Annotated in this window: 21 protein-coding genes and 2 pseudogenes; 13 read left to right on the top strand and 10 right to left on the bottom strand. The window is 54.5% G+C overall.

Features of this window, described 5'->3' with window-relative positions; translation table 11 throughout:
* Nucleotides 1-30 precede the first annotated feature (30 nt).
* The 9 genes from ACJ77P_RS13870 to ACJ77P_RS13830 all read left to right on the top strand — a co-directional run bounded on the left by ACJ77P_RS13870 (nt 31) and on the right by ACJ77P_RS13830 (nt 7060).
* A complete protein-coding gene (locus ACJ77P_RS13870; protein ID WP_367360058.1) occupies nt 31-1137 on the top strand; it encodes a cytochrome-c peroxidase in 1107 nt (368 codons plus the stop codon).
* 222 nt (nt 1138-1359) lie between these two features.
* The gene (locus ACJ77P_RS13865) at nt 1360-2088 is read left to right on the top strand and encodes a hypothetical protein (RefSeq protein ID WP_367360057.1); all 729 of its coding nucleotides are present in this window, start codon (nt 1360-1362) and stop codon (nt 2086-2088) included.
* Nucleotides 2089-3267 carry a M48 family metallopeptidase gene (locus ACJ77P_RS13860; protein WP_367360056.1) on the top strand — a complete coding sequence of 393 codons (1179 nt, stop codon included), beginning with the start codon at nt 2089-2091 and terminating at the stop codon, nt 3265-3267.
* Between the two features lie 9 nt (nt 3268-3276).
* Nucleotides 3277-3825, top strand: coding sequence for a hypothetical protein (locus tag ACJ77P_RS13855; RefSeq protein ID WP_367360055.1), 549 nt, complete (start codon nt 3277-3279; stop codon nt 3823-3825).
* A gap of 219 nt (nt 3826-4044) precedes the next feature.
* The gene (yedE, locus tag ACJ77P_RS13850) at nt 4045-5139 is read left to right on the top strand and encodes a YedE family putative selenium transporter (protein WP_408998570.1); all 1095 of its coding nucleotides are present in this window, start codon (nt 4045-4047) and stop codon (nt 5137-5139) included.
* 27 nt (nt 5140-5166) lie between these two features.
* On the top strand, nt 5167-5385 hold the full coding sequence (locus ACJ77P_RS13845) for a sulfurtransferase TusA family protein (RefSeq protein WP_273696874.1): 219 nt from the start codon (nt 5167-5169) through the stop codon (nt 5383-5385).
* A 24-nt stretch (nt 5386-5409) separates the two neighbouring features.
* Nucleotides 5410-5952, top strand: coding sequence for a DUF3343 domain-containing protein (locus ACJ77P_RS13840; protein WP_408999435.1), 543 nt, complete (start codon nt 5410-5412; stop codon nt 5950-5952).
* Nucleotides 5940-6824: an NAD(P)H-hydrate dehydratase gene (locus ACJ77P_RS13835; RefSeq protein WP_273696876.1), complete on the top strand. Its 885-nt coding sequence runs from the start codon at nt 5940-5942 to the stop codon at nt 6822-6824. Before ACJ77P_RS13840 ends, ACJ77P_RS13835 begins: the two co-directional genes overlap by 13 nt.
* An 8-nt stretch (nt 6825-6832) precedes the next feature.
* A complete protein-coding gene (locus ACJ77P_RS13830; RefSeq protein ID WP_273696877.1) occupies nt 6833-7060 on the top strand; it encodes a hypothetical protein in 228 nt (75 codons plus the stop codon).
* 89 nt (nt 7061-7149) lie between these two features.
* Here ACJ77P_RS13830 and ACJ77P_RS13825 read toward each other — a convergent pair whose 3' ends face one another.
* The 9 genes and pseudogenes from ACJ77P_RS13825 to ACJ77P_RS13785 all read right to left on the bottom strand — a co-directional run.
* Complete coding sequence (locus tag ACJ77P_RS13825) at nt 7150-7383, bottom strand: DUF3343 domain-containing protein (RefSeq protein WP_273696878.1); 234 nt, start codon at nt 7381-7383, stop codon at nt 7150-7152.
* Entirely contained in the window at nt 7380-8120 is a 741-nt protein-coding gene (locus tag ACJ77P_RS13820; protein ID WP_408998569.1) for an acyl-CoA dehydratase activase, read from the bottom strand. Before ACJ77P_RS13820 ends, ACJ77P_RS13825 begins: the two co-directional genes overlap by 4 nt.
* Complete coding sequence (locus tag ACJ77P_RS13815) at nt 8117-9397, bottom strand: double-cubane-cluster-containing anaerobic reductase (protein ID WP_367360050.1); 1281 nt, start codon at nt 9395-9397, stop codon at nt 8117-8119. The genes ACJ77P_RS13820 and ACJ77P_RS13815 overlap by 4 nt, the downstream gene beginning before the upstream one ends.
* 17 nt (nt 9398-9414) lie before the next feature.
* Nucleotides 9415-10593, bottom strand: a complete 1179-nt coding sequence (locus ACJ77P_RS13810) for a double-cubane-cluster-containing anaerobic reductase (RefSeq protein WP_408998568.1) — start codon at nt 10591-10593, stop codon at nt 9415-9417.
* 55 nt (nt 10594-10648) lie between these two features.
* A complete protein-coding gene (locus ACJ77P_RS13805) occupies nt 10649-11815 on the bottom strand; it encodes a double-cubane-cluster-containing anaerobic reductase (protein ID WP_367360048.1) in 1167 nt (388 codons plus the stop codon).
* 16 nt (nt 11816-11831) lie between these two features.
* Nucleotides 11832-12620 (bottom strand): ABC transporter ATP-binding protein, encoded by a 789-nt coding sequence (locus ACJ77P_RS13800; protein ID WP_367360047.1) that lies wholly within the window; start codon nt 12618-12620, stop codon nt 11832-11834.
* Complete coding sequence (locus ACJ77P_RS13795; protein ID WP_408998567.1) at nt 12617-13459, bottom strand: ABC transporter permease; 843 nt, start codon at nt 13457-13459, stop codon at nt 12617-12619. Before ACJ77P_RS13795 ends, ACJ77P_RS13800 begins: the two co-directional genes overlap by 4 nt.
* A 2-nt stretch (nt 13460-13461) precedes the next feature.
* Nucleotides 13462-14568 (bottom strand): ABC transporter substrate-binding protein, encoded by a 1107-nt coding sequence (locus ACJ77P_RS13790; protein WP_408998566.1) that lies wholly within the window; start codon nt 14566-14568, stop codon nt 13462-13464.
* A 518-nt stretch (nt 14569-15086) separates the two neighbouring features.
* Nucleotides 15087-15309, bottom strand: a pseudogene (locus ACJ77P_RS13785) (transposase); the annotation flags it as partial.
* 204 nt (nt 15310-15513) lie between these two features.
* Here ACJ77P_RS13785 and ACJ77P_RS13780 point away from each other — a divergent pair.
* Nucleotides 15514-16902: pseudogene (locus ACJ77P_RS13780) on the top strand (transposase).
* Here ACJ77P_RS13780 and ACJ77P_RS13775 read toward each other — a convergent pair.
* Complete coding sequence (locus ACJ77P_RS13775; RefSeq protein WP_408998565.1) at nt 16832-17629, bottom strand: IS4 family transposase; 798 nt, start codon at nt 17627-17629, stop codon at nt 16832-16834. The pseudogene ACJ77P_RS13780 and the gene ACJ77P_RS13775 sit on opposite strands and share 71 nt — an antisense overlap.
* Nucleotides 17630-17956: 327 nt before the next feature.
* On the opposite strand from ACJ77P_RS13775, the gene ACJ77P_RS13770 reads away from it, so the two are divergent.
* The 3 genes from ACJ77P_RS13770 to ACJ77P_RS13760 are packed head-to-tail and all read left to right on the top strand — an operon-like array spanning nt 17957 to nt 20418.
* A complete protein-coding gene (locus ACJ77P_RS13770) occupies nt 17957-18817 on the top strand; it encodes a substrate-binding domain-containing protein (RefSeq protein ID WP_408998564.1) in 861 nt (286 codons plus the stop codon).
* Nucleotides 18810-19574: a 4Fe-4S binding protein gene (locus tag ACJ77P_RS13765; protein ID WP_273697146.1), complete on the top strand. Its 765-nt coding sequence runs from the start codon at nt 18810-18812 to the stop codon at nt 19572-19574. The genes ACJ77P_RS13770 and ACJ77P_RS13765 overlap by 8 nt, the downstream gene beginning before the upstream one ends.
* A 1-nt stretch (nt 19575) precedes the next feature.
* Complete coding sequence (locus tag ACJ77P_RS13760; RefSeq protein WP_273697147.1) at nt 19576-20418, top strand: radical SAM protein; 843 nt, start codon at nt 19576-19578, stop codon at nt 20416-20418.
* Nucleotides 20419-20672 lie beyond the last annotated feature (254 nt).

The following is a 20672-nucleotide window of genomic DNA, read 5'->3' as shown; positions in this document are numbered from 1 at the left end:
CGTCACAGGCACTCACTCCGTAAGGAAGAGTTGGGAAAGAAGATCTTTTTCGATGAGAACCTTTCCATCAATAGCAATCAGTCTTGTGCGACCTGTCATGCCCAGGGGGCCGGTTGGACGGGACCGGATTCGAGCATTAATGCACATGGGGCTGTCTATGAGGGGTCGATTCCTGGCGCTTTCGGGGACCGGAAGCCGCCCAGCTCCGCCTATGCGACGCAGAGCCCCGTGCTCCACGTCGACAAGAAAGGGCTGTTCACGGGAGGAAACTTCTGGGACGGCAGGGCCACGGGTGAAAGGCTGGGCAGCGCCGCTGCCGAACAGGCCCTGGGCCCTTTTCTGAACCCGAAGGAACAGGCTCTTGGCAGTCCGGAGGATGTGGTAACAAGAGTCTGCAGCTCCAGCTATGCGACGCTTTTTATGAATGTCTGGGGTTCCGAAGTCTGCACCGGGGATGTGGCTTCAGCCTATGACAAAATCGGCTATTCCATCGCCGCCTATGAGGCTTCGACGGAGGTCAATGCCTTCTCTTCCAAATATGACTACTCGCTGCCGGGAAAGGTGCAATTGACCAAGCAGGAGCGTAAGGGGCTCGCCCTGTTCCAGGGGAAGGGAAAATGCTCCAAGTGCCATGTGATCGATGGCCGCGCCCCGCTCTTCACCGATTTCACCTATGACAACCTCGGCGTCCCGAAAAACCCGGAAAACCCCGTCTATGATGACAATCCAACATTTGTCGACCTTGGGCTTGGTGGGTTCCTTGCCACGCGGCCGGACTATGCAAAATATGCGGACGCCAACATGGGCAAGCACAAGGTCCCGACTCTCCGCAACGTGGACTTGAGGGACTTTGATGGGGGTGTAAAGGCCTATGGTCACAACGGCTACTTCAAAAGCCTCGAGGGCATTGTGCACTTCTACAACACGAGGGACGTAAAACCGGTTTGTCCCGGACCTTACACCGAGGCAGAAGCGCGGGAAGCAAACTGCTGGCCCGCGCCGGAGGTAGCCCAGAATGTGAACACGGCGGAATTGGGGGACTTGAAGTTGACGGAAGAGGACGAAGCGGCCATCGTCGCCTTTTTGAAGATCCTGTCGGATGGGTACGAGCCGCCTCTGCCCAAGAAAAAGAAGTAGGATGATCCGCTTTCCCGGGCGGGGCCGGCAACGGCCCCGCCCTTTTTTCTCCTTCCAACCGCTAAAAGATTAGCCAACACATTGATAATCCTATGGATTATTTTAATTGACAATCTCTTGGATCGGGCGGAATATGTTAAAAAAGCGGGGATAAGCCAATCCCTACCAGAACGTATCATGATGGAGACAGCGGAAAGATTCCGACGAGCGGAGGAGGATGCCATGAAAAGGGAATCTTGGACGAAAGCGGTGTGGGTCGTAATGTTTTCGCTTCTTCTCTGCCAGGCTTGTGCGCCGACGAAAACATTCCGGACACATCCACAATTCGACACGAGAATCGCGGCGGTTTCAAAGCCCGGCCTTCTGCCCGTGGACGCAAAAGTTTATGTATTGGATGCAGGGGGAATCCAGGAACTCCAGGATGAATGGAGCGCCGAAGCGGGAAGGCATGTTCAGGGTTCATGCATAGGCTGTCTCGCACAGAAGCAGCGAACCGTGGAGCCGGTCGTTGTTTCCAAGGAGCTCGAAGAGGAACTGGAAGACATCCAGGCTCTCTATCGTGCCGTCAGCACCAGCATCCTCCTTCATACGTATACGCAGCCCAACCTGTTTCCGGAGAAGGTGAGTCATTTTGATTACACCCTGGGCCCCATCCAGGACTTCCTCGCCAAGGTCAACGCTGACGCCCTGATTTTTGTTTATGCCCAGGATAAAATTTCCACGGCGGGACGACAGGCCTTGATGGCGACCGGCATTGTCCTTGGCGCCCTGGCCGGCGTCGCCGTTGTCCCGCGTGGAGGTGCAGCGTTCGTCAGCCTTGCCGTCGTGGATTCCTCCGGGGACATCCTCTGGTTCAATGTACAAAGCGGGCCTCAATATGACTTGAGAAAGCCGGAGGATGTCAAAGCTCTCGTAACCGCCCTATTGGCTGATTTTCCCGCAGGCCGCTGAATGAAAAAAACCCTGCCCCTTTTCATGTTGTTATTGACCGCTCTTACCCTTCTTGCCGGGTGTGAAACGACGTCTGTTCTGCCTGTTCGAGGCGGTTCGTCCTCGTCCTTCCAGATGGAGGGCGACGAGCGGCGTCTCTGGAACCGGTCGGAAGAAGAACAGAAAAAGTTGGAACGGAGTGACCTGTTATACAGGAACGAGGAACTGGTCTCCTACGTCAATGAAGTGGCAAGGAGGCTGCACCCCGCGGAAGTCCATCAACAGATTGCCTTCCGGATTGTCGTCCTGAAGAATCCGCTCCTCAATGCCTTTGCATACCCGAACGGCGTGATTTATGTCCACTCGGGGATGATCGCCCGGATGGAAAACGAGGCGGAACTGGCAACGTTGCTGGCTCATGAGATGACCCATGTCACCCACCGGCATGCGTTGCAGCAAATGAGGGATTTGAAAAACAAGGCGGCCTTCATGGCCACATTCAACGTCCTGACCCTTGCAGCCGGGGGAGTGGGAAGCCTCGCCAGTTTATTGGGGCAGGTGGGAACCCTCGCAGCTGTTCAGGGGTACAGCAGAGAACTGGAAACGGAGGCGGATACGGAGGGCTTTGGGCTCGTTGTGGCGGCGCAATACGATCCGGCGGAGACAGGGAAACTTTTCCTGCGGCTGAAAGAGGATGTGGAGGAGCGCAAGATTGACGAGCCCTTCTTTTTTGGAAGCCATCCCCGGCTCCAGGAACGGATCGAGAATTATGAAAAACTGCAGACCCTCCACCCCGGCAAGGGCGGAATGAAAAACGAAGCGATCTTCTCTCGGAAAACCTCAACCCTTTGGCTCATTGATGCCGATCAGAACATCAGTGCCGGAAATTATAACATTGCTCAACGGGAAGCGGAGCGGTATCTCTCCCAAAAACCCGATGATGCCCACGCCCACTTTCTTCTCGGCGAGGTATGCAGACAGAGGAACGAGCAAGGCGACCTGGACAAGGCGATGGATTTCTATCGCAAATCCATCGGCCAAGACCCGTCATACGCTAATTCCCACAAAGCCCTGGGGTTGCTTCATTTGAAAAAGGGAGAGAGGCCGCAGGCAAAAGAACATCTTCAGCAATACCTGATCCTGGCCCCTCAGGCGCAGGATAGAGCCTATGTCCTGGAATATCTCAAACAATGCGAGTGAGGTGATACGATGAAGAAATGCTGGCTTGTCCTGATCCTCTTGGTTCTTACGGCCTGTGCCCCATGGGTCAAAGTGGGCGGTGATTACCGGGCCGAACCGGAGAATTATTCGGTGACGCTGCCGGAAGGCTGGATGAAATCCAACACGGTGACGGGACTTCTTGTCACCCGCGATGGGGTTCTCCTGCAGACCATACGCGTCGGGCGCTTCAATGTTGACCAGGAGTTGAAGAACACCAGGAAAAAGTACAGCCGGAACATGCTGCCCCAGGAAATGGCCGATGTCGCAATAGACAACATCAAGTCCGATCCTCTGATCACAAACTTCAAGCTTCTGGAAAGCTCTCCGGCGACTCTCTCCGGCATCCCGGGTTCCAAGATTGTTTACGAGTTCAAGACCAAGGAAGGGCAGTTGCGTTTCAAGTGCATCCACTACGAGATCATGTCCGGCGAATGGATCTATGGAATCTGGTACAGGGCTGCTGCCAGGCATTACTTCGATAAGGATGTCCAGACATTCGAAACCGTCAGCCAGAGTTTTCGGCTTCTCAGGCCATGAGGATCGGGAACGGGGATATCGCAGCCGAAGATCGGGGCATTTCTGAAACCGCATCCAACTTTTTCCTGCCGATCCATTCCTCGCGGTTATATCTGGCAGTAAACTATTCAATAAAGTGATTTGACCTATTCCTTTCAGTTTCATATAGCCTACCACATCCGAAGAATATTTAAGTGATCATCAGACCGCAGTACGGAGCTCAGTGGAAGGAGAAAGGAAATGAAGGGGATAAAAAACATCTTTGCGGAATCTTGGGGAATTATCGGCGTCGGCATCCTGATCGGAATATTGGCTCCACTCTTACAGTACCTGGGCAATCCTCCCAACATGGGAATCTGCGTGGCCTGTTTTGAGCGGGATATTGCCGGCGCTATCGGATTTCACCGGGCAGCGGTTGTCCAGTACATTCGCCCGGAAATTATCGGCTTCGTCCTGGGGTCGATGATTGCCGCTTTTGTGTTCAAGGAATTTAAACCCCGCCTCGGTTCGGCACCCATCGTCCGCTTTTTCCTGGGCGTATTTGCCATGATCGGCGCTCTGGTATTCCTTGGCTGCCCATGGCGCGCGGCCCTGCGACTTGCCGGAGGCGACGGCACCGCCATTGTCGGGCTTTTGGGGCTCGTTTTCGGCGTCTGGATCGGGACGCTTTTTCTCAAAGGGGGATACAGCCTTGGACGGACCCAACCAACCCACCATTCCGCGGGCTGGATGCTTCCCCTCTTCATGGTCGGGCTCCTGGTGCTCATGCTTATTTTTCCCCAGATCCCCGGCAAGGACAAAAACGAGATCCTTTTTTACAGCATGAAAGGGCCTGGTTCCCAGCATGCGTATCTGGCGATTTCTCTCGGAGTCGGTCTCCTGATCGGCTTTGTGGCCCAGCGAAGCCGTTTCTGCACCATGGGCGCCATTCGTGATTTTGTCCTCTTCCGGTCCATGCACCTGCTGTCAGGGTTCCTGATGCTGATCCTTACCGCCTTCGTGGTCAACTTCATCCTGGGACAGTTCAAGCCGGGTTTTGCGGGACAGCCCGTAGCCCACACCATGCACCTGTGGAATTTTGCCGGTATGACCCTTTCGGGCCTGGCGTACTGTCTTGCCGGCGGCTGTCCCGGCCGCCAGCTTTTCCTTTCCGGCGAAGGGGATGGTGACGCTGCCGTGTTTGTTCTGGGCATGATTGTCGGGGCCGGCATCAGTCATAATTTCGGTTTGGCCAGTTCACCGGCTGGGGTCGGTCCCTACGGTATTCCGGCGGTCATTATCGGTCTTCTCGTGTGCCTGTTCATCGGCTTTACCATGAGAAAAAGAATCGCATAGAATAGATAACAGATAGGAGGAATAGATATGGCTAAGACGGTGGATGCGCGTGGACTGTCCTGCCCCCAACCGGTTTTGATGACCCTGGATGAAATAAAGGAAGGCAGCGCAGATGAGCTTCTGGTTATGGTGGACAATGAGGCGTCCAAGGAGAATGTCTCCCGGGCGGCAAAAAGCCATGGATGGAAGATTGCGGACATCAGTGAGGCCGAGGGTGCTTTTAACATAACCCTGAGAAAGGAGTAATTTTTCTTGGCCCTCTTCGATTATTTGAAAGGGAAGCGTACGCAGGACGCCGCATCAGGTCTTGAGAGGAAAACCGACCGGGGATTTCTTGTCTTTGAAAATACCAGTGAGGTGATTCATGCGGAAACCCTGCTGAAAAAACATGGCTGGGAAATCCGGGTCATGGGACCCCCGTCGGAAATCCGCAAGGGATGTGATCTGGTTATTGAATTTCCTCTGATGGAAGAACTGCAGATTCTGAGGGTTCTCGAGTTACAAAAGCTGCCACCTTTAAAGGTGGTGCCCGTTACCAGTCCCCTTCTTCAACCCGTTGATATCTTCCATGTCAAAGATTACGGCAGATACCTGATGGTTCGGGCAGCGAACATGAAGTTGACGGTGGACAGGGAGACAACCCTCATCGTGAACATATCTGGAGGCGGATGTCCCGATGTTCCTTACCTGGCTGCCGCCCTGGTGGGGAAAACCCTTGCCGACGCGCCAAGTCCCAGAGAAATAGGTCACACTCTCTGCGGTTACGCACTCCAGCTTGCCTATGAGGAGGTTCAGCGCCGATGCTCTGTATAGCAGGAACGATTCCGGAGGACAGCTTCCCGCTCGTGGAGGGAGAGGTCAAACTCAGCGGAGAACATCTTCGAATAGGATCGTCATCCGTTGCCGTCAACAGAGGGACCGCCGCCCTTCTGGCAGCGGCCGTGACGGCGGCGGAGGTACTAAAACAACCGCCACCATTTGCCTATCTCGTAGGCGATACGGGAACAGGGAAAGGAAGCGGGCGGTTATATCGCCATATGACCGACGTTTTGCCTCATATGTCCTTTCAAACGATCACCTTTCACTATATCCAACCCAACATCCACTGGCACAAGAGTTTGCATGTCGTGATCGGAAGCCTGAGCCAACGACCGAGTCTGATCGCCGATGCGGGATCCATGTATGCAGCCAAGATGAGCGGAGAGGCCTTGCTGTATGATCTCTTTACTCCCGATGTGGGAGAACTGGCCTTTCTGGCCGACGAGGAAGCCCCTCATCCCTTTTACACCCGGGGATTTATCCTTCACGAAGAGAATCGTGTTCCCGATCTCATTGCTAGGGCGTATAAGCATCATAACGCCGCCCGTTATCTTCTTGTAAAGGGGGAAAAGGATTATCTGGCCGATGAAAGTGGGATCCTTGAGACTGTGGATGACCCTGTCGAGGAGGCTTTGGAGGCCATCGGCGGGACGGGGGATACCTTGACGGGCCTGGTCTCCGTTATGATTGACGCAGGGATGAATATGCGGGAAGCGGCCGTGGCCGCCATGCAGGTAAACAGGACGGCAGGAAAGGGCGCACAACCCACACCGGCCACCCAGATCGAGGAAATTATCAGGTGCATACCGTCGGCTCTCCGGGATGTGCTGGGAGAAGAAGTGTTAAAAAGACTGAGGCGTGGGTAGGCATCATCATGGGTGAAATACCCTTGGCTGTTACATCGGAAATGGCGATTCTCGATGTGATCAGCCAACATCGAGAAACCGAGGAAATATTCAAGAGGCTTGAGGAAGAAACGGGGTCCTGCGTGTGCTGCCAGGGGTTGTTCTTATCCATAGGAGAGGCGGCGGAGCAATTCGGTTTTGACTTGGAGCGCGTGCTGTCAGACATTAACCTCGTCATTCATAACGAGAACAAATAAGTTTTTTCTCCCTCGAATTTTAGAGTAAATCTTTCCCGGCTTGTTTTGCCGAAGTCCAGCTGTTCTGCTGCGGAAATATCGTATCCGGATTACAGCGGTAAGATGCTTTCCCAGTCTGTTGTTCCCTGCAGAGCACCAACGACCCTTTCCTTCTGATCCGCATCAACCCGCACACAGACTCCGCAATCAGAACTGATATGCCGGGGTACAGGGATCAGCTTATGGTCGATTTTCCGATCTTTGAGGATCTTTTCCGCCTTCAGGACATGACTGACGGAAGGGAACAGGAAGACAACGTACTGTGGATCTGGAACTCGCATCATAAGGAACTCAGGGCAGCCCCGACGGCCCCCACGATTTGCGGGTCAGGGGGAACAAACACGGGCTGCCCCATCTCTTTTTCGAGAAGGACCCGTACACAGTCGTTGTAGGCGACGCCTCCGGCAAAAAAGATTTTTCCCGGCCCCGCAATTTTTTTCAGGAGTCCCACCGAACGGCTCACGATGGCCTTGTGAATACCCAGGGCCACCTCATCTCGCGCTGCTCCCTGCGCGGTCAGGGACACAACCTCGGATTCGGCGAAGACCGTGCACGTGCTGTTGATCTTGACCGCCTTGCCCGCCGAAAGGGCCGCCTTGGAGAATTCTTCAATGGTGAACCCAAGCGCCGTTGCCATGACCTCCAGAAAACGCCCCGTGCCTGCGGCACACTTGTCGTTCATTTCGAACTTTCTCAAATTCCCCTCTTGGTCCAGAGAAATGGCCTTCGTGTCCTGTCCGCCGATATCCAGGATGGACCGGCAATCGCTTGAGAAGAAGCGCGCCCCCCGGGCGAATGCCGTGATTTCGCTGATTACCGGGCAGTCGAGATGTCCTTTAATCAGATGGCGGCCGTATCCGGTGGCGGTGATGACATCGAATACGGCATCGCCCATCAGTTCCTGGGCCGTTGCCAGGGGGTTGTAAGAGGTCATCGTCTTCCTGGAGAGGATCAGCCGGCCGTCTTCAAGGACGGCCAGCTTGACGGTTCGTGATCCGATGTCAATGCCGGCGATTCTCATTTTTTCTCCAGCCGTTCGATAAAGGCCTCGATCCGCGTCTTGAGCTGTCCCGCGTCTTCCTGGCTGTAGTCGGTTTCCAGGCGCAGCGTCGGGATGCTCGCATGTTCCAGTTCCTTCTCGACGGGGCCGCTTTCGACGATGTAGGGCTGGCAGAATTGGAGGCTGTAGTGAATGACGCCCTGGGCATTGAGCTTTTTTGCCATCTCCTTCACGTATTCGACCCGTGAGGGATTCGGCGTGAAGACGGCGCAGTCGATGCTGAAATAGCGCGCCGTGATGGCGTCCAAGAGATCCTCCACCGTGCCGTCCTTGGATTCCGTCAGCCAGCGGACACCCCGCTCGCCCACGCAGGATTCCTCGCCGACGATGACCGCATTGCTTGATTCGATCAGCATGGGGAGTTTCCAATTGGGAACGGCCATGGGGCACCCGGAAACGAGGACTCGCGTTGTCTCCGGCGCAGAGACGCCGATTCCGTTTTTAACACGCTCCTCCAGTTCGTCGCAGAGCTGGTTGACCGAATGAGTAAAGCGAACCGGGTCGTCATAGAAAAACACCTGGTTGACCAGGAGGGCGTCCAGGCCGGAGATCGGCGCCGGGTCGGCCGCCCGGATCGCGGCCAGCCTTTTTACGGCAGCCCGTTTCGCATTGACGATTTCAATTCCCATCTTGAGCGATTCGGGGGTGATCTTCTTTCCACTGACACGTTCCAACTTCGCCATGAACCTGCGGTATTCCTCCTTCAGGAACGTCCGGCCCATGTCGGTCTTCATCTGGGGGAGATCCATGACATAGAGATCCTTGACCATCGGGGCCAGAATCTCATAGGATTTTTTCTTGCCGTCGCAGGTGTTCTCTCCCACGACCACATCGCTGGCTTCCAGGTAGGGGCACACTTTCCCGAGCTTGAACCCGAAGGCGGACTTGATGAGCGCGCAGGTATTTCGCGGCAGGACCTCTTCGGCGCCCTCGAAATTGAATTCGGCCCCGGCGCACAGTCCCACGGACACCCCGTCCACGGCCAGGATCAGTTCTTCCGGGACGAATACGCAGTACGAGCCGACGACGATCCTTCTCTGTGCCTTTGCCTCCATGAGCTCCTGGATGCGCAGTCCGTGAACTTCGCTCATGACGAAGTCGAAATACTTCATTCCCTCGGGGCGGTTTTTCTGGGAAAGAAAGATGTCTCCATAGGCGCTGCCCAGGATGGACAGCAGCGCGTTGTGACCTTCCAGGTCAAGGCCGAGTTCCGACCACATTTTTGTATAATCCGCCATGATATGCCTCCCAATATTTATTTTTTGAGTTCCAGGTTCTCGAACAGGGCCTCCACCCTCGTCCGGATCTGTTCGATGTCGCCTTTGGAGTAGTCCGTTTCGATCTTCAAACAGGGCAAACCGTGCTTCTTCTGGACATGCTTGCGAATCTTGTGGGACTCCACATTATAGGCATGGCAGGCGTGCAGGACGACATCGATGACGGCATCCGGTGAAAACCGGGCGATCATTTTGTCCAGCAGGTCCAGGCGGCGTCGATTCGGAGTCATGCAGGAGCAGGGAATGCTCAAGGTGCTTTCCGCCACGGCCCTCAGAGGGTCGCTGCTTTCCTCGGTGATCCGGACAAAGTAGTTTTTCATTCCGCTGCACGCTTCCATCGCCACGACCACACCGCCGGCTTCCTCGATGATCTGAAGAACCTTGCACGCGTCCCCCCCGACGGGACAGCCGCTGACCAGAATCCGAGGGGAGGAAAACGTACCGAAACATTGCCCCAGGGCAATCCGCTGATCAATACTGGAGGAGATCTTTTCGATCAGGTCCTGAAATTCATCACCGTTCGCCACATGTTCAAGGGTGATGACATCGTAGATCTCACGCCAGGAGACCGGGATCGGGCGACAGGCCAGATAGGCGAAAAAGCGGTCCATGAGGCGGTTCTTGCGATTGGTTTCCCGGATCTCCGCCTCCAGCCGATCCGCGGAAAGGGACGTCTGAAGGGTCTTTTCCAGAAAGCCCTGAAGCTTGAGGACACTTTTTCTCCAGCGGTCCAATACCTCCGTGTCATCGGGAAGTTGCGGGAGATCCATGATGAATGTCGGTTTGAGATGGGCGATCAACTCGAACATCTTCTTCTTGCCGTCGCACGTGGTTTCGCCGATGACGGCATCAGAGGCCGCATAGAAGAAGCAGGCGTTGGTCCGGATGAATCCGAAGCTGGATTTGATCATCGGGCAGAGATTCGCGGGCAGGATCGCCTCCGCGGCGGGAATCGTCCACTGTGAAGCGGAGCAGAGGGATACGGGAACGGCGCCCATCGCCCGGATCAGCTCAACCGGGGCATAGCCGCAATAGACGCCGACGACGGGGTTTCCCTGCTCCCTTTTGTTCAAGACATATTCAAGGAAGCGGCGAACGGGGTCCGCAATCTGCGCATTCTCAATCAGAGGCGGGACTGCTGCCATTGCTGCCTGCATGACTTTGGTTTTCCTTTCCGCTTCACGATATTCCCTTACATCCGGGCTGCATTGATCAAATGCTCTCCAGCAGAGCCTCAACCCTCGTCCGGATCTGTTCAACGTCCCCTTCGGAGTAGTCCGTTACGATTTTCAGATAGGGAAGGTTGTGCTTCTCTTTTACGTGGGTCATGATCTTGTAGGCTTCGATGTTGTATGAGTGGCAGGCGTGAAGGACCACCTCGACGATGGCGTCGGGCTGGAAACGATCAATAACCTTGTCCAGCTCGGTCAGGCGTCGCGTATTGGGGGTCATGCAGGAGCAGGGGATCTCGAGATAGTGTTGGGCCACGGCGCCGATGGGATCGCCGGTTTTTTCTTCAATGTCGGAAAGGAAAGGTTTCATTCCCGAACAGGCGTCCATGGCCACGACGATGCCCCCCGCCTCTTCTATGATCCGGTAGACTTTGGTCGAATCGCCGCCCACGGGGCAGCCCGTGACCAGCACCCGGGGGGAGGACGGGCTTCCATAATAAATGCCCTTGTCCTCTCTTTCTTCAATGGTTTCAAAGATTTCTTTGAAGATCGGCAGGAGGTGCTCCGTTGTGGCCACCTGGGCAAGGTAGGACAGTTCGTAGAGTTCCTGCCAGCTCAATAGCGGTGGCTTTTTCTCCGCATATTCATAGACGCGCCGGATCAGGCGGTTCTTGATGTTGGTTGCCTGAATCTCCGCCTCGATGCCTTCCGATGTTCCGGACGTGCCGAAGGTATTCTCCAGAAACCCCTTGAGTTTGGAAATCATCGTCGCCCAGTTCGATCGGGCCTCCGCTTCGTCGGGGAGCTGGGGCAGGTCCATGACGAACATGGGCCGATGGGAGGAGATCAGTTCAAACATCTTCTTCTTCCCGTCACAGGTCGTTTCCGCCACGACGGCATCGGAAAGGCCGAAAAAGGGGCAGGTATCCGTGATGATGTAACCGTAACTCGACTTGATCAGGGGGCAGAGATTGGCTGGCAGCACTTCTTCCGCCGCCGGGATAGGCTTGTCGGCGAAGGCGCAGAGGATGGCCGGTACGGCCCCGACGGCGCGGATCACCTCCAAGGGGGCGTAGCCACAGTAAAGCCCCACCACCGGCATGCCCGAGGCGCGTTGATTCGAGATATACTGGAGGGCCCGCTTGGTCGGCTCTCCTGTAAACTCGTCATTGATCAAAGGTTTTACATCCGATACATTGAACGTCATTCTTCTTTCCTCCATTTTATCCGTTCGTTCCAGTCGCGGAAAAAGCAGCCTCCCGTTCGAGGATCGAGAGGATGCGCTCCGCCAGTTGTCCATAGGCCGGATGGGCCCGGTCCCGCGGACGTTCCGTGTCCACATCGAAAATCTCCAGGATTCTACCGGGACGGGCGGACATGACCAGAATTCGGTCCGCCAGATAGATGGCCTCGTCGACGCCGTGGGTCACAAACAGGATGGTCTTGCGGTAATTTTCCCAGACGCGCAGCAGTTCCTTCTGCAGCAGGATTCTCGTGTGGGCGTCAAGGGCCCCGAAGGGTTCGTCCATGAGCAGAACATCCGGGTCATTGGCAAGGGCCCGGACAATGGCCACGCGCTGCCTCATCCCCCCGGAAAGCTCATGGGGAAAGGCCCCGGAGAAATTTGCCATCCCCACGAGGCGCAGGTACTCCATGGCCTTTGCTTCGCGTTCAGCCCGGGGCGCTCCGCCGAACTCCGGACCCAGGGCCACATTATCCAGCACCGTTCTCCAGGGGAGCAGGGAATATTCCTGGAAAACCATCCCGATTTCCTTCTGCGGCCGCAGGACCGGATTTTCCCGGTAGCCGATCCGGCCGGAGGAGATCGATTCGAGGCCAGCGATCATCCGGAGCAGGGTCGATTTGCCGCACCCCGAGGGTCCCACGATGCACACAAAGTCATTTTCGGAAACATCGAAGCTGGCCTCCGCCAGGGCTTCCAGTGCCCCGCCGTTGTTCGTCCGGAAGGTCTTGCTCAGCCCTTCGATGCGGAGAATGGGGCCGGATGTCATCGGGTCAATCTCGTCCAGACGAATTTCCGGTCCTCAATCAGGCGGAAGAAGAGGTCCAGCACGGCCCCGACGATGCCGATGCTGATCATCCCGGCAATGACGATATCCGTCCGGGCCAGGGTGTAAGCATGGGTGATCAGGTAGCCCACGCCGGAGATGCTTCCCGGAAGCATCTCCGCGGACACGAGGCACATCCAGGCGACCCCCAGCCCGATCCGCATGCCGTTGACGATAGAAGGCGAGGCGGCGGGCAGCAGGATCTTCCGGAAAATGTCCCACTCGCCGGCTCCCAGCACCCGGGCCGAATCCAGCAGGGTGCTCCGCACGCCCATCACACCGTGGATGGCGCTGGTCAAAACCGGGTAGAAGGCCCCGATGAAGATGATAAAGACCATCGATAACTTGAGATTGTTGAGGTACAGATAGGCCGTGCCTTCTTCCACTCCGAAGATCGAGGCGAGACTGGCCACCCCGAACCACGCCAGCACCAGCGGCACCCAGGCAAGAGGGGGAATGGGCCGGAACAGGGCGAGGAAGCCATTGAGGAGCCTGTGGGCCGTTCCGTAATAGCCCATCAGGATTCCCAGGGGGATGGCAAGGCAGACCGCAAGCAGATAGCCCGCCAGGACCCGGACGAGACTGATGGCCACATTGGTGGCGAGAGAACCCATGGCGATGAGGCTCTCCGTCGGCTGGAGGAACAGGGCGGCCACCTGTCCGACGCCGGGAAGGATCACCTCATTGTTCAATTGACGGTCGATCACACCCCACAGGACGAGAAAAAGAACAGGAACCAGCAGGTAAGCGCCGATCCGGACGAGTACAGTTCGAAACTCCATGACTACAATTTCACGTTGTCGATAAAGCGCATATCGAAAAGGACCGGTTTGACTTCTTGAATCGTTTTCCCTTTCAGACGGCCCGTAAAGTTGCCCATCGAATTCAGGATGGTCAGATACTTGTCGGCGTTGTGCATCCAGTTTTTCGTGAATTTCGGGAGGTAAACGAGCTGTGACGTCCTGGCGGTATCTCCGGGAAGGCCGATCCACTCGGCGGTCAGGGTTCCTGCTTCGATCCTGTGCTTATTGCACCAGACGTTTGTTTTGGCGATGAGTTCCACAAACTTCTGCACGATGTCGGGATGTTTGGCGATGGTCAGTTCGCTGGCCGCCGTGACGCAGCAGGGAAAGTCATACCAGTAGCCCTTAGGCGGCAGATCCCGCAGATTGACGATGATTTTTCCCACTCCCCGGCTGACGGCCACTTCCGGAAAGGGTGAGGGGCCGACGATGGCCTCGACCTGCTTGCTCGCCAGAGCGGGCACCATATTCGTCGTTTCTTTCAGATCAACGAGGAGAACCTGCGCCGACATGTTGGTGGGATCGCTCGTGACCCGGATCCCGGAGAACTTCAGGGAGCCTTCCAGGACGATTTTCGGTGCGCTTGTGGGTGAATGGTAGCCCACCTTGACGGGTTTCTTCGCCTTTTTCACGTAGGCCAGAAAGGAGTTCCAATCCTTGAGGGAGGATTCCCGGGGTACCACAAGGCCCATACCTTCCGTCTGGAGGGGAGAGAGAATCTTGATCGGTGTGCCCTTGTCGATTCCGGACATCATGGCGGTCACCGAAGCCATGGCCAGATCGAGCTGATTCCTCGCGAACAGAGACGCCGTTTCCGTACCGCTTTTTGCCACGATCAACTGAAAATTGGCGATCGGTTTGCCGTCGGCCACCAGTTCATACCTATCCTTGGCAATAAGCGGCCGCAGATAGACGCCCATGGACTTGAAGGCCTCCCCCTTCGTTGCCGCCACCATGAACGGGGTGTGGTGAGTCGTGAAAATATAGCCCACCTTCAGGGTGGGGATCTCCGCCGCCCGGGCTGCGGGAACCAGAAACAGGGCGGTAAGGGTCAAAAAAAGAATGGTGAATTTCAGATTTTTCAACATGGGTTGCTTGTGCCTCCTTAAAAGTGTCTTTATCCGGCGTGGCTGTGCCGGTTCCATATATAGCAATCCGGCATGTGTCCAATGAATAATTGTTATACATATGCCTGTTGTATAAACTTCTTGAATTTATGTGTGTACCGGATGCAGATAGTCAGAAAACAAGCCGAGCAAACTGCCTGAAGAGAATAACTTCTTCTCTATTATTCAATTTATTTATTGGCACTGCTGTCCAAATTATGTGCGATTTAGGATTCCGAGGTTTGAAATCATTACCAATTTGGACGCCTTTTTGCTGTTTTGAAAAACAGGTCTAACTCTTATATTTTCCTGCTGTCCCAATTAAGCGAGAGCCAGTTTCAATTGTTCCCGCGCATATGGAGCAGGAGGTGTCTCGAAAGGTTCATTCAGCCAAGTCCACAAATCCCGATAGGTAAAGAGGTTCATTCGCAGTATGGCAACAAGATTTGACAACGACCAATTGAACGTGGATTTGATCTGAAGATAACGTAGAATCAGCATGGCGATCAATGCTGTCCAAATTTGAATCTTAACCGCATTAGGCGTTGTTCCCACAAAGGTTTTGATCTTCAAATTCTGTTTCAAGGCTTTGAAGAATAACTCGATTTGCCAGCGATCCTTATAAATAGCGGCAATGGTTGTCGCGCCCAGCTTCAGATTATTTGTGAGAAAAACAAGGATTTCATCTTTCTCTGTATCATAGAACTCAATCCGTCGCATGGGGTAAGGACATTTTTCTGCCGCACCCGTTCCGCTAAAAAGAATGACTTCATCCTTGAGAACGGAACGTTTTTTAGGAAGGGTTCTCAACTTTCGCAGGTGCAAATGACTCTTAACATATTGTAATTATTAATTGTATAGCGTCACAACGTGTGATATATGGGTTTTGTTCGCCAACAATAACCCTTTACAACACGAGGTGACGCTATGAGCAAAATTGTAACAGACATCGTTTCCTGTGAAAACCAGATTCATCAATTCTTTCAAAATCAGAGAATCAGTAGCCTGCTGAAGCGCAGCAACATCGATAAGGAAAAAGGGATTGCTCCTGTCACTTTATTCCGGATGCTGTTCACACTGGTCTTTACCGGCAAGAACCTGTACCGCACCCTCGAAGGAGGTGGAAACTGCGGTATGGCCAAGGACACGGTGTATCGCTTCCTCAATTCGGTTCATACCCATTGGAGAAGGTTCCTTCTATTGTTAAGCTCCCGGCTGATCCGAGAGGAGCTGAGGCAACTAACTGGCGCTGGCAATATGAAGGTGTTGATCGCCGATGATACTCTTTACCGGCGCAATCGGAGCCGGCAAGTCGAGTTGCTATCGCGGGTTTTTGACCATACCGACCATCGGTATTATCGCGGATTCAGAATGCTCACCCTGGGTTGGTCCGACGGTAACAGTTTTCTGCCTGTTTCCTGTGCTCTGCTGGCTTCCAGCAGTGAAAAGAATCGTCTGGTTCCCATGCATTCAGATCTTGACCGTCGCACCAACGGAGCGAAGCGACGCCGGGAAGCGATCCGCAAGGCAACCGATGTCCTGGTCGAGATGGTCGCCGAGGCCACGGCAAGTGGGATCGAGGTCCGTCACCTTCTGTTCGATAGCTGGTTCGCTTATCCCACAATCATGAGGAAGTTGCTTGCCCAGGGGATGCATACCCTCTGTATGCTCAAGGTTACGGAAAAGATCTTCTATCGCTACCAGGGGGAAGATATCCATCTGGCAGCCCTCTACCGGAAGATCCGCAAGCGGCGAGGCCGCGCAAAGATTCTCGCTTCGGTCAGAATCGAGATTGGCAAGGACGACAAGGGCGTTCCGATTCCGGCGAAGATCGTCTTTGTGCGGGACCGCCGCGCAAAAAAGTGGCTGGCCCTGCTTTCCACCGATACAGCCCTGAGTGACGAAGAGATCATCACGACCTATAAGCGCCGCTAGGACATTGAGGTGTTTTTTAAAATGGCGAAATCGTTCCTCAATCTCGCCAAGGAGTGCCAGAGTCGGTCTTATGACGCTCTTGTTGCTCAGGCCCATGTGGTGTGCTGCCGATACATCATGCTGGCCCTTGCCAAGCGGACGAACCAAGATCCCCGAACTTTTGGGACCCTGTTTCACGCCTGCTGTGAAGAACTTGAGCAGGTGACTTTTGCGGAAGCGCTGGCCATTTTACTGATACTCTTAAAGCAGGCATTGGAAACCGTTCCCGAAATGACCAGGGATCTGATTCGATCCATGATCGAACGGTTTCTTAGGGAACTTCCGCCAATTTATGGGGCACGCTGGCTACTAGACTGGCAAAAGAACGCTGTTTCTTGTTAATGAACAAGCACTTAAGGACATTTAACCTTGTGCGAAAGTTGAGAAGGGTTCTTTCTTCTATGGTCGTATAGGTTGCATTACTTTTTTGCCGCGTCACGAAGAAAACCCCTTCCGACGTCCATTTGGCAAACAAATGATAATCGTTGTACCCTCGATCATCGACCACAATGGTGCCGGGGTCAAACTTTAGAAGATAAGCAACCTTTACCTCATGACACTTGCCATCGGTAAGGACGGCAAATGAAGGAAGATAACCGTCATGATCCAGCACCAGATGCAGTTTGATCGCTCCCTTGGTCTGGCGGAACTTCGCCCAGTCATACATGGACAAACAAAGGTCAATGACCGTGGCATCCAGGCTGACCAGCTTGTTCTTGAAACGAAACTTCTTCTTTCCAGTCATCTGATTCCTGCAAAGCTCAAAGAGATTGAAGAAGATCTTCTGATAAAGTTCCCACGGCCGGTGCTCATTGGCATAGGATAAGGTAGATCGATTCGGTGCCGTTATTCCCAAGTGCTTCAGTTTGCCCTCACAGCTACGAAGACCATTGGCGATTTCTCTCAAAGAATGGGCTCTGCCCAGCTGACAGAAAAGCATGGCTACAAACTGACCCCAACAGGTAAAGCCCCTTGCATGGCGTTCGGCTTTTGTCTCTTTCACAAGATGTTGAAATTCACGCCGAGGGAATAATTGTAACAACTGACTAAATATGCTACTGAACCTCATGGTTGAGCCCTCCTTCTGGTGTTTGTGATTTGGCCAAAATTCCTATACCAAATCAGGGCTCAACTTTCCCTTCTTAAAAAAGCTAATTTGGACAAGAGTGATTTATTGGACATATTCTATCAGGAAATATATTGGTAATCCGCTTTTAATAAACCGGTAAACCGATGGATGCCATGACCTTTGTGTTTCCACCCTGGCGGACGTCGGGGATCCCGCAGGGAAAAACCGTCCAAAATACCATGCCGCGACGCTTTGGGGGGACAGCCCACAGCGTAGGCTGGTGGGGTGCGTCCTTATTTAGGGCGTGCAGTGGTCAAGGAGAGGGATGTGGATAAAAAAGGGAGTGGGATGGAAAGACGGGCGTTTCTGAAGGCGGCCATGGCTTCTACGGTCGCCGCCGCGACGATGAAACCGGGCCGCCTGTCGGCAGGGTGGTTCCAGGCCGATTCGCTTCAGGTCTGGTCCTGCGGGGGGTTGGCGGAAGCCATGAATCCGGCGAATCGTATTTATGAGCAAAAGACGGGAATAAAAATACAATATACCGGCGCATTTGCGGCAGCACTGGGCAAATCGCTGCAGGGAAGTGCCGTCACGGATGTCTTTGCAGGGCGTGTCCTGAAACTGGCAAAAAGCCTGAAGGCGGCAAAAAAGATGCTTTATTTCCGTCCTTTTTGTTTTACCGAGTATGTGTTGATCACCCCGCGGGGAAATCCTGCCGGCATTTCCTCGGTGGAGGATCTGGCCCGTCCGGGCCTTCCGGTGATCCTGCCCCTTGGTGCCTCTCCGCCAGGCGGCGATGCGGTGATGGGCATCCTCAAAAAGGCAAAAATCGACCAGGCAGTTCTTAAGAACGCGATCAGGATGGAGACCTGCGTGATCAAAATGATGCCGGCGATCATCGCCGGGGAAGGAAAGGCTTCCATCGTGGAAAGGCGCCTGACGCGCATGGTGAGATATGAGGGGAAAGTAGACGTGATCCCCATTCCGGAGACGCTCTTTCCGCCGGGACCGCTGACGTTCACCATCGGGGTCATGAAATACGCGAAAGACCGCCCCCTCGCCGATGACTATGTTCAGTTTATGTGCTCCGACGAAGCGCAGGCGATCTTCGAGCGGCAGGGCTTCATTCCCGCTGCCTCTGAAAAAGGCCGGATGCTGATTGAAAAACTGGGGGTGAAAGATGTCTGAGAGCGATGTAAAGTTAAAAGTCCGCAACGTTCTTCCGTGGATTCGCAGAGCGACCCAGGCAGGCATGCTCGCCGTCCTGGGCCAATGGTCCTTTTACGGCATCTTCCGATGCCCCTTCCTTGTGCCTTTTGTCGATTGTCAGAACTGCCCGGTCATCACCTGCTGGGGAAGGATAACGACTCTCTTCTGGGGGTTCTGGCTCTTTCTTCCCCTTTCCGCCATCCTTTTCGGGCGGGCCTTCTGCGGCTGGCTCTGTCCCGGCGGTCTCGTCAACCAGATGATTGGAAAGATCGCGATTTTCAAGCTGCGCACCCGGAACCCCCTCCTGAAGATCGCCCCTCTGGGGCTCGGGGTTGGATTGGCCGTGGCCCTGTTTCTTTGGCTTGGCTATCACAACCCCCGCTCGATGGTCCCGATCCGGGTCGGTGAATTCTGGAGCGCAATCCGCCTTTCCTTCGAACATGCCTCTCCTTTCTGGCTGACCCGCACCTTTGTCGTTCTTGGACTGGTCGCGGCAGGATTGATCGTCGCCAATCTATGGTGCCGCTTTGCCTGTCCAACCGGCGGCCTGATGGAACTCGTCAAGCGGATTGCCCTGTTCCGGGTCTTCAAGACCAGCGCCTGCAACGACTGCAATGCCTGTCTTAGGGTCTGCGAGATGGGGACACGCCCCGATGAAGTCAACTGCACCAACTGTGGAGACTGCTTGAAAATCTGTCCCGTCGATGCGATTCAATTCGGCAGAAAGAAGAAATGAGATGACTCTGACGGGACTGTGTGAACGAAGAAGCCTTCTCGATCACCCCTGTTTTTACAGGAGCGCCGGTACACGGTGGGGTCGGGTTCACCTGCCCGTGGCGCCAAACTGCACCATCCAGTGCAACTTCTGCAACCGCCTCTACGATTGCGTCAACGAAAGCCGTCCGGGAGTGACCAGCCGCATTTTGGATCCCGCCGAAGCCCTGCTGTATCTGGACCGTCTTTTGAAAGCGAGATCGGATATCTCCGTGGTGGGGATCGCCGGACCGGGAGATTCCCTGTGCGACCCGGAACGAACTCTGGAAACGATGCGCGCCGTGCATGCCGCCTATCCGGATCTGCTCCTCTGTTTATCCACCAATGGGCTTAATCTGGCCGAGCATGTCGACGATCTCGTCGCAGCCGGAGTGACCCACATAACCGTCACCGTCAATGCCGTTGATCCGCTCATCGGGCAAAGGATTTATGCCTGGGTTTCCATCAATTCCATGATTTATCGAGGACTTGAAGCGGCGCAGCTTCTTCTCTCCCGTCAGGAAGAGGCCATGTCGAGGCTGAAGGGGAGGGGCCTTACGGTCAAGATCAATTCCGTTGTTGTTCCGGGAATCAATGCCGGTCACATCACGGCGATCGCCGAGAAGGCGGCGGAATGGGGAGTCGATCTGATGAACTGCATTCCCATGATTCCCGTTCAGGATACCCCCTTTGAGTGTCTGGGGGCGCCTGCCGATGCCGAGATGGTCCGTATTCGGGCACTGGCCTCCCTTCATCTCCCTCAGATGTATCACTGCCGGAGATGCCGGGCCGATGCAGTCGGTCTCCTCTGTTCGGAAAAATCATGAGAATGCCTGACGGCAGACAGGGGCAATTCAATCTTCATGGTTATTAATCTTATGAATACTTGCGTTATACTATTCCATATTTCTATTTGACGCATGCGTAATAATATAGTAGCCACCTTACCGTAACTCCAATCCAGCGATTGAGCTTGTTTTCAACAATGCAGAGAAATGAAGAGAAATTCAGGAAGATGAATAGATTAACTTTAATTTTCATACAGCAGATATGAAGCGCCTCTAGAGAACTTGGACGGTTC

This window comes from Syntrophus buswellii, from assembly GCF_046097065.1.
Taxonomy (GTDB): Bacteria; Desulfobacterota; Syntrophia; order Syntrophales; family Syntrophaceae; genus Syntrophus; species Syntrophus buswellii.
The sequence above is the reverse complement of the archived record's forward strand: the minus strand, read 5'-3'. Positions and strand labels throughout refer to the sequence as shown.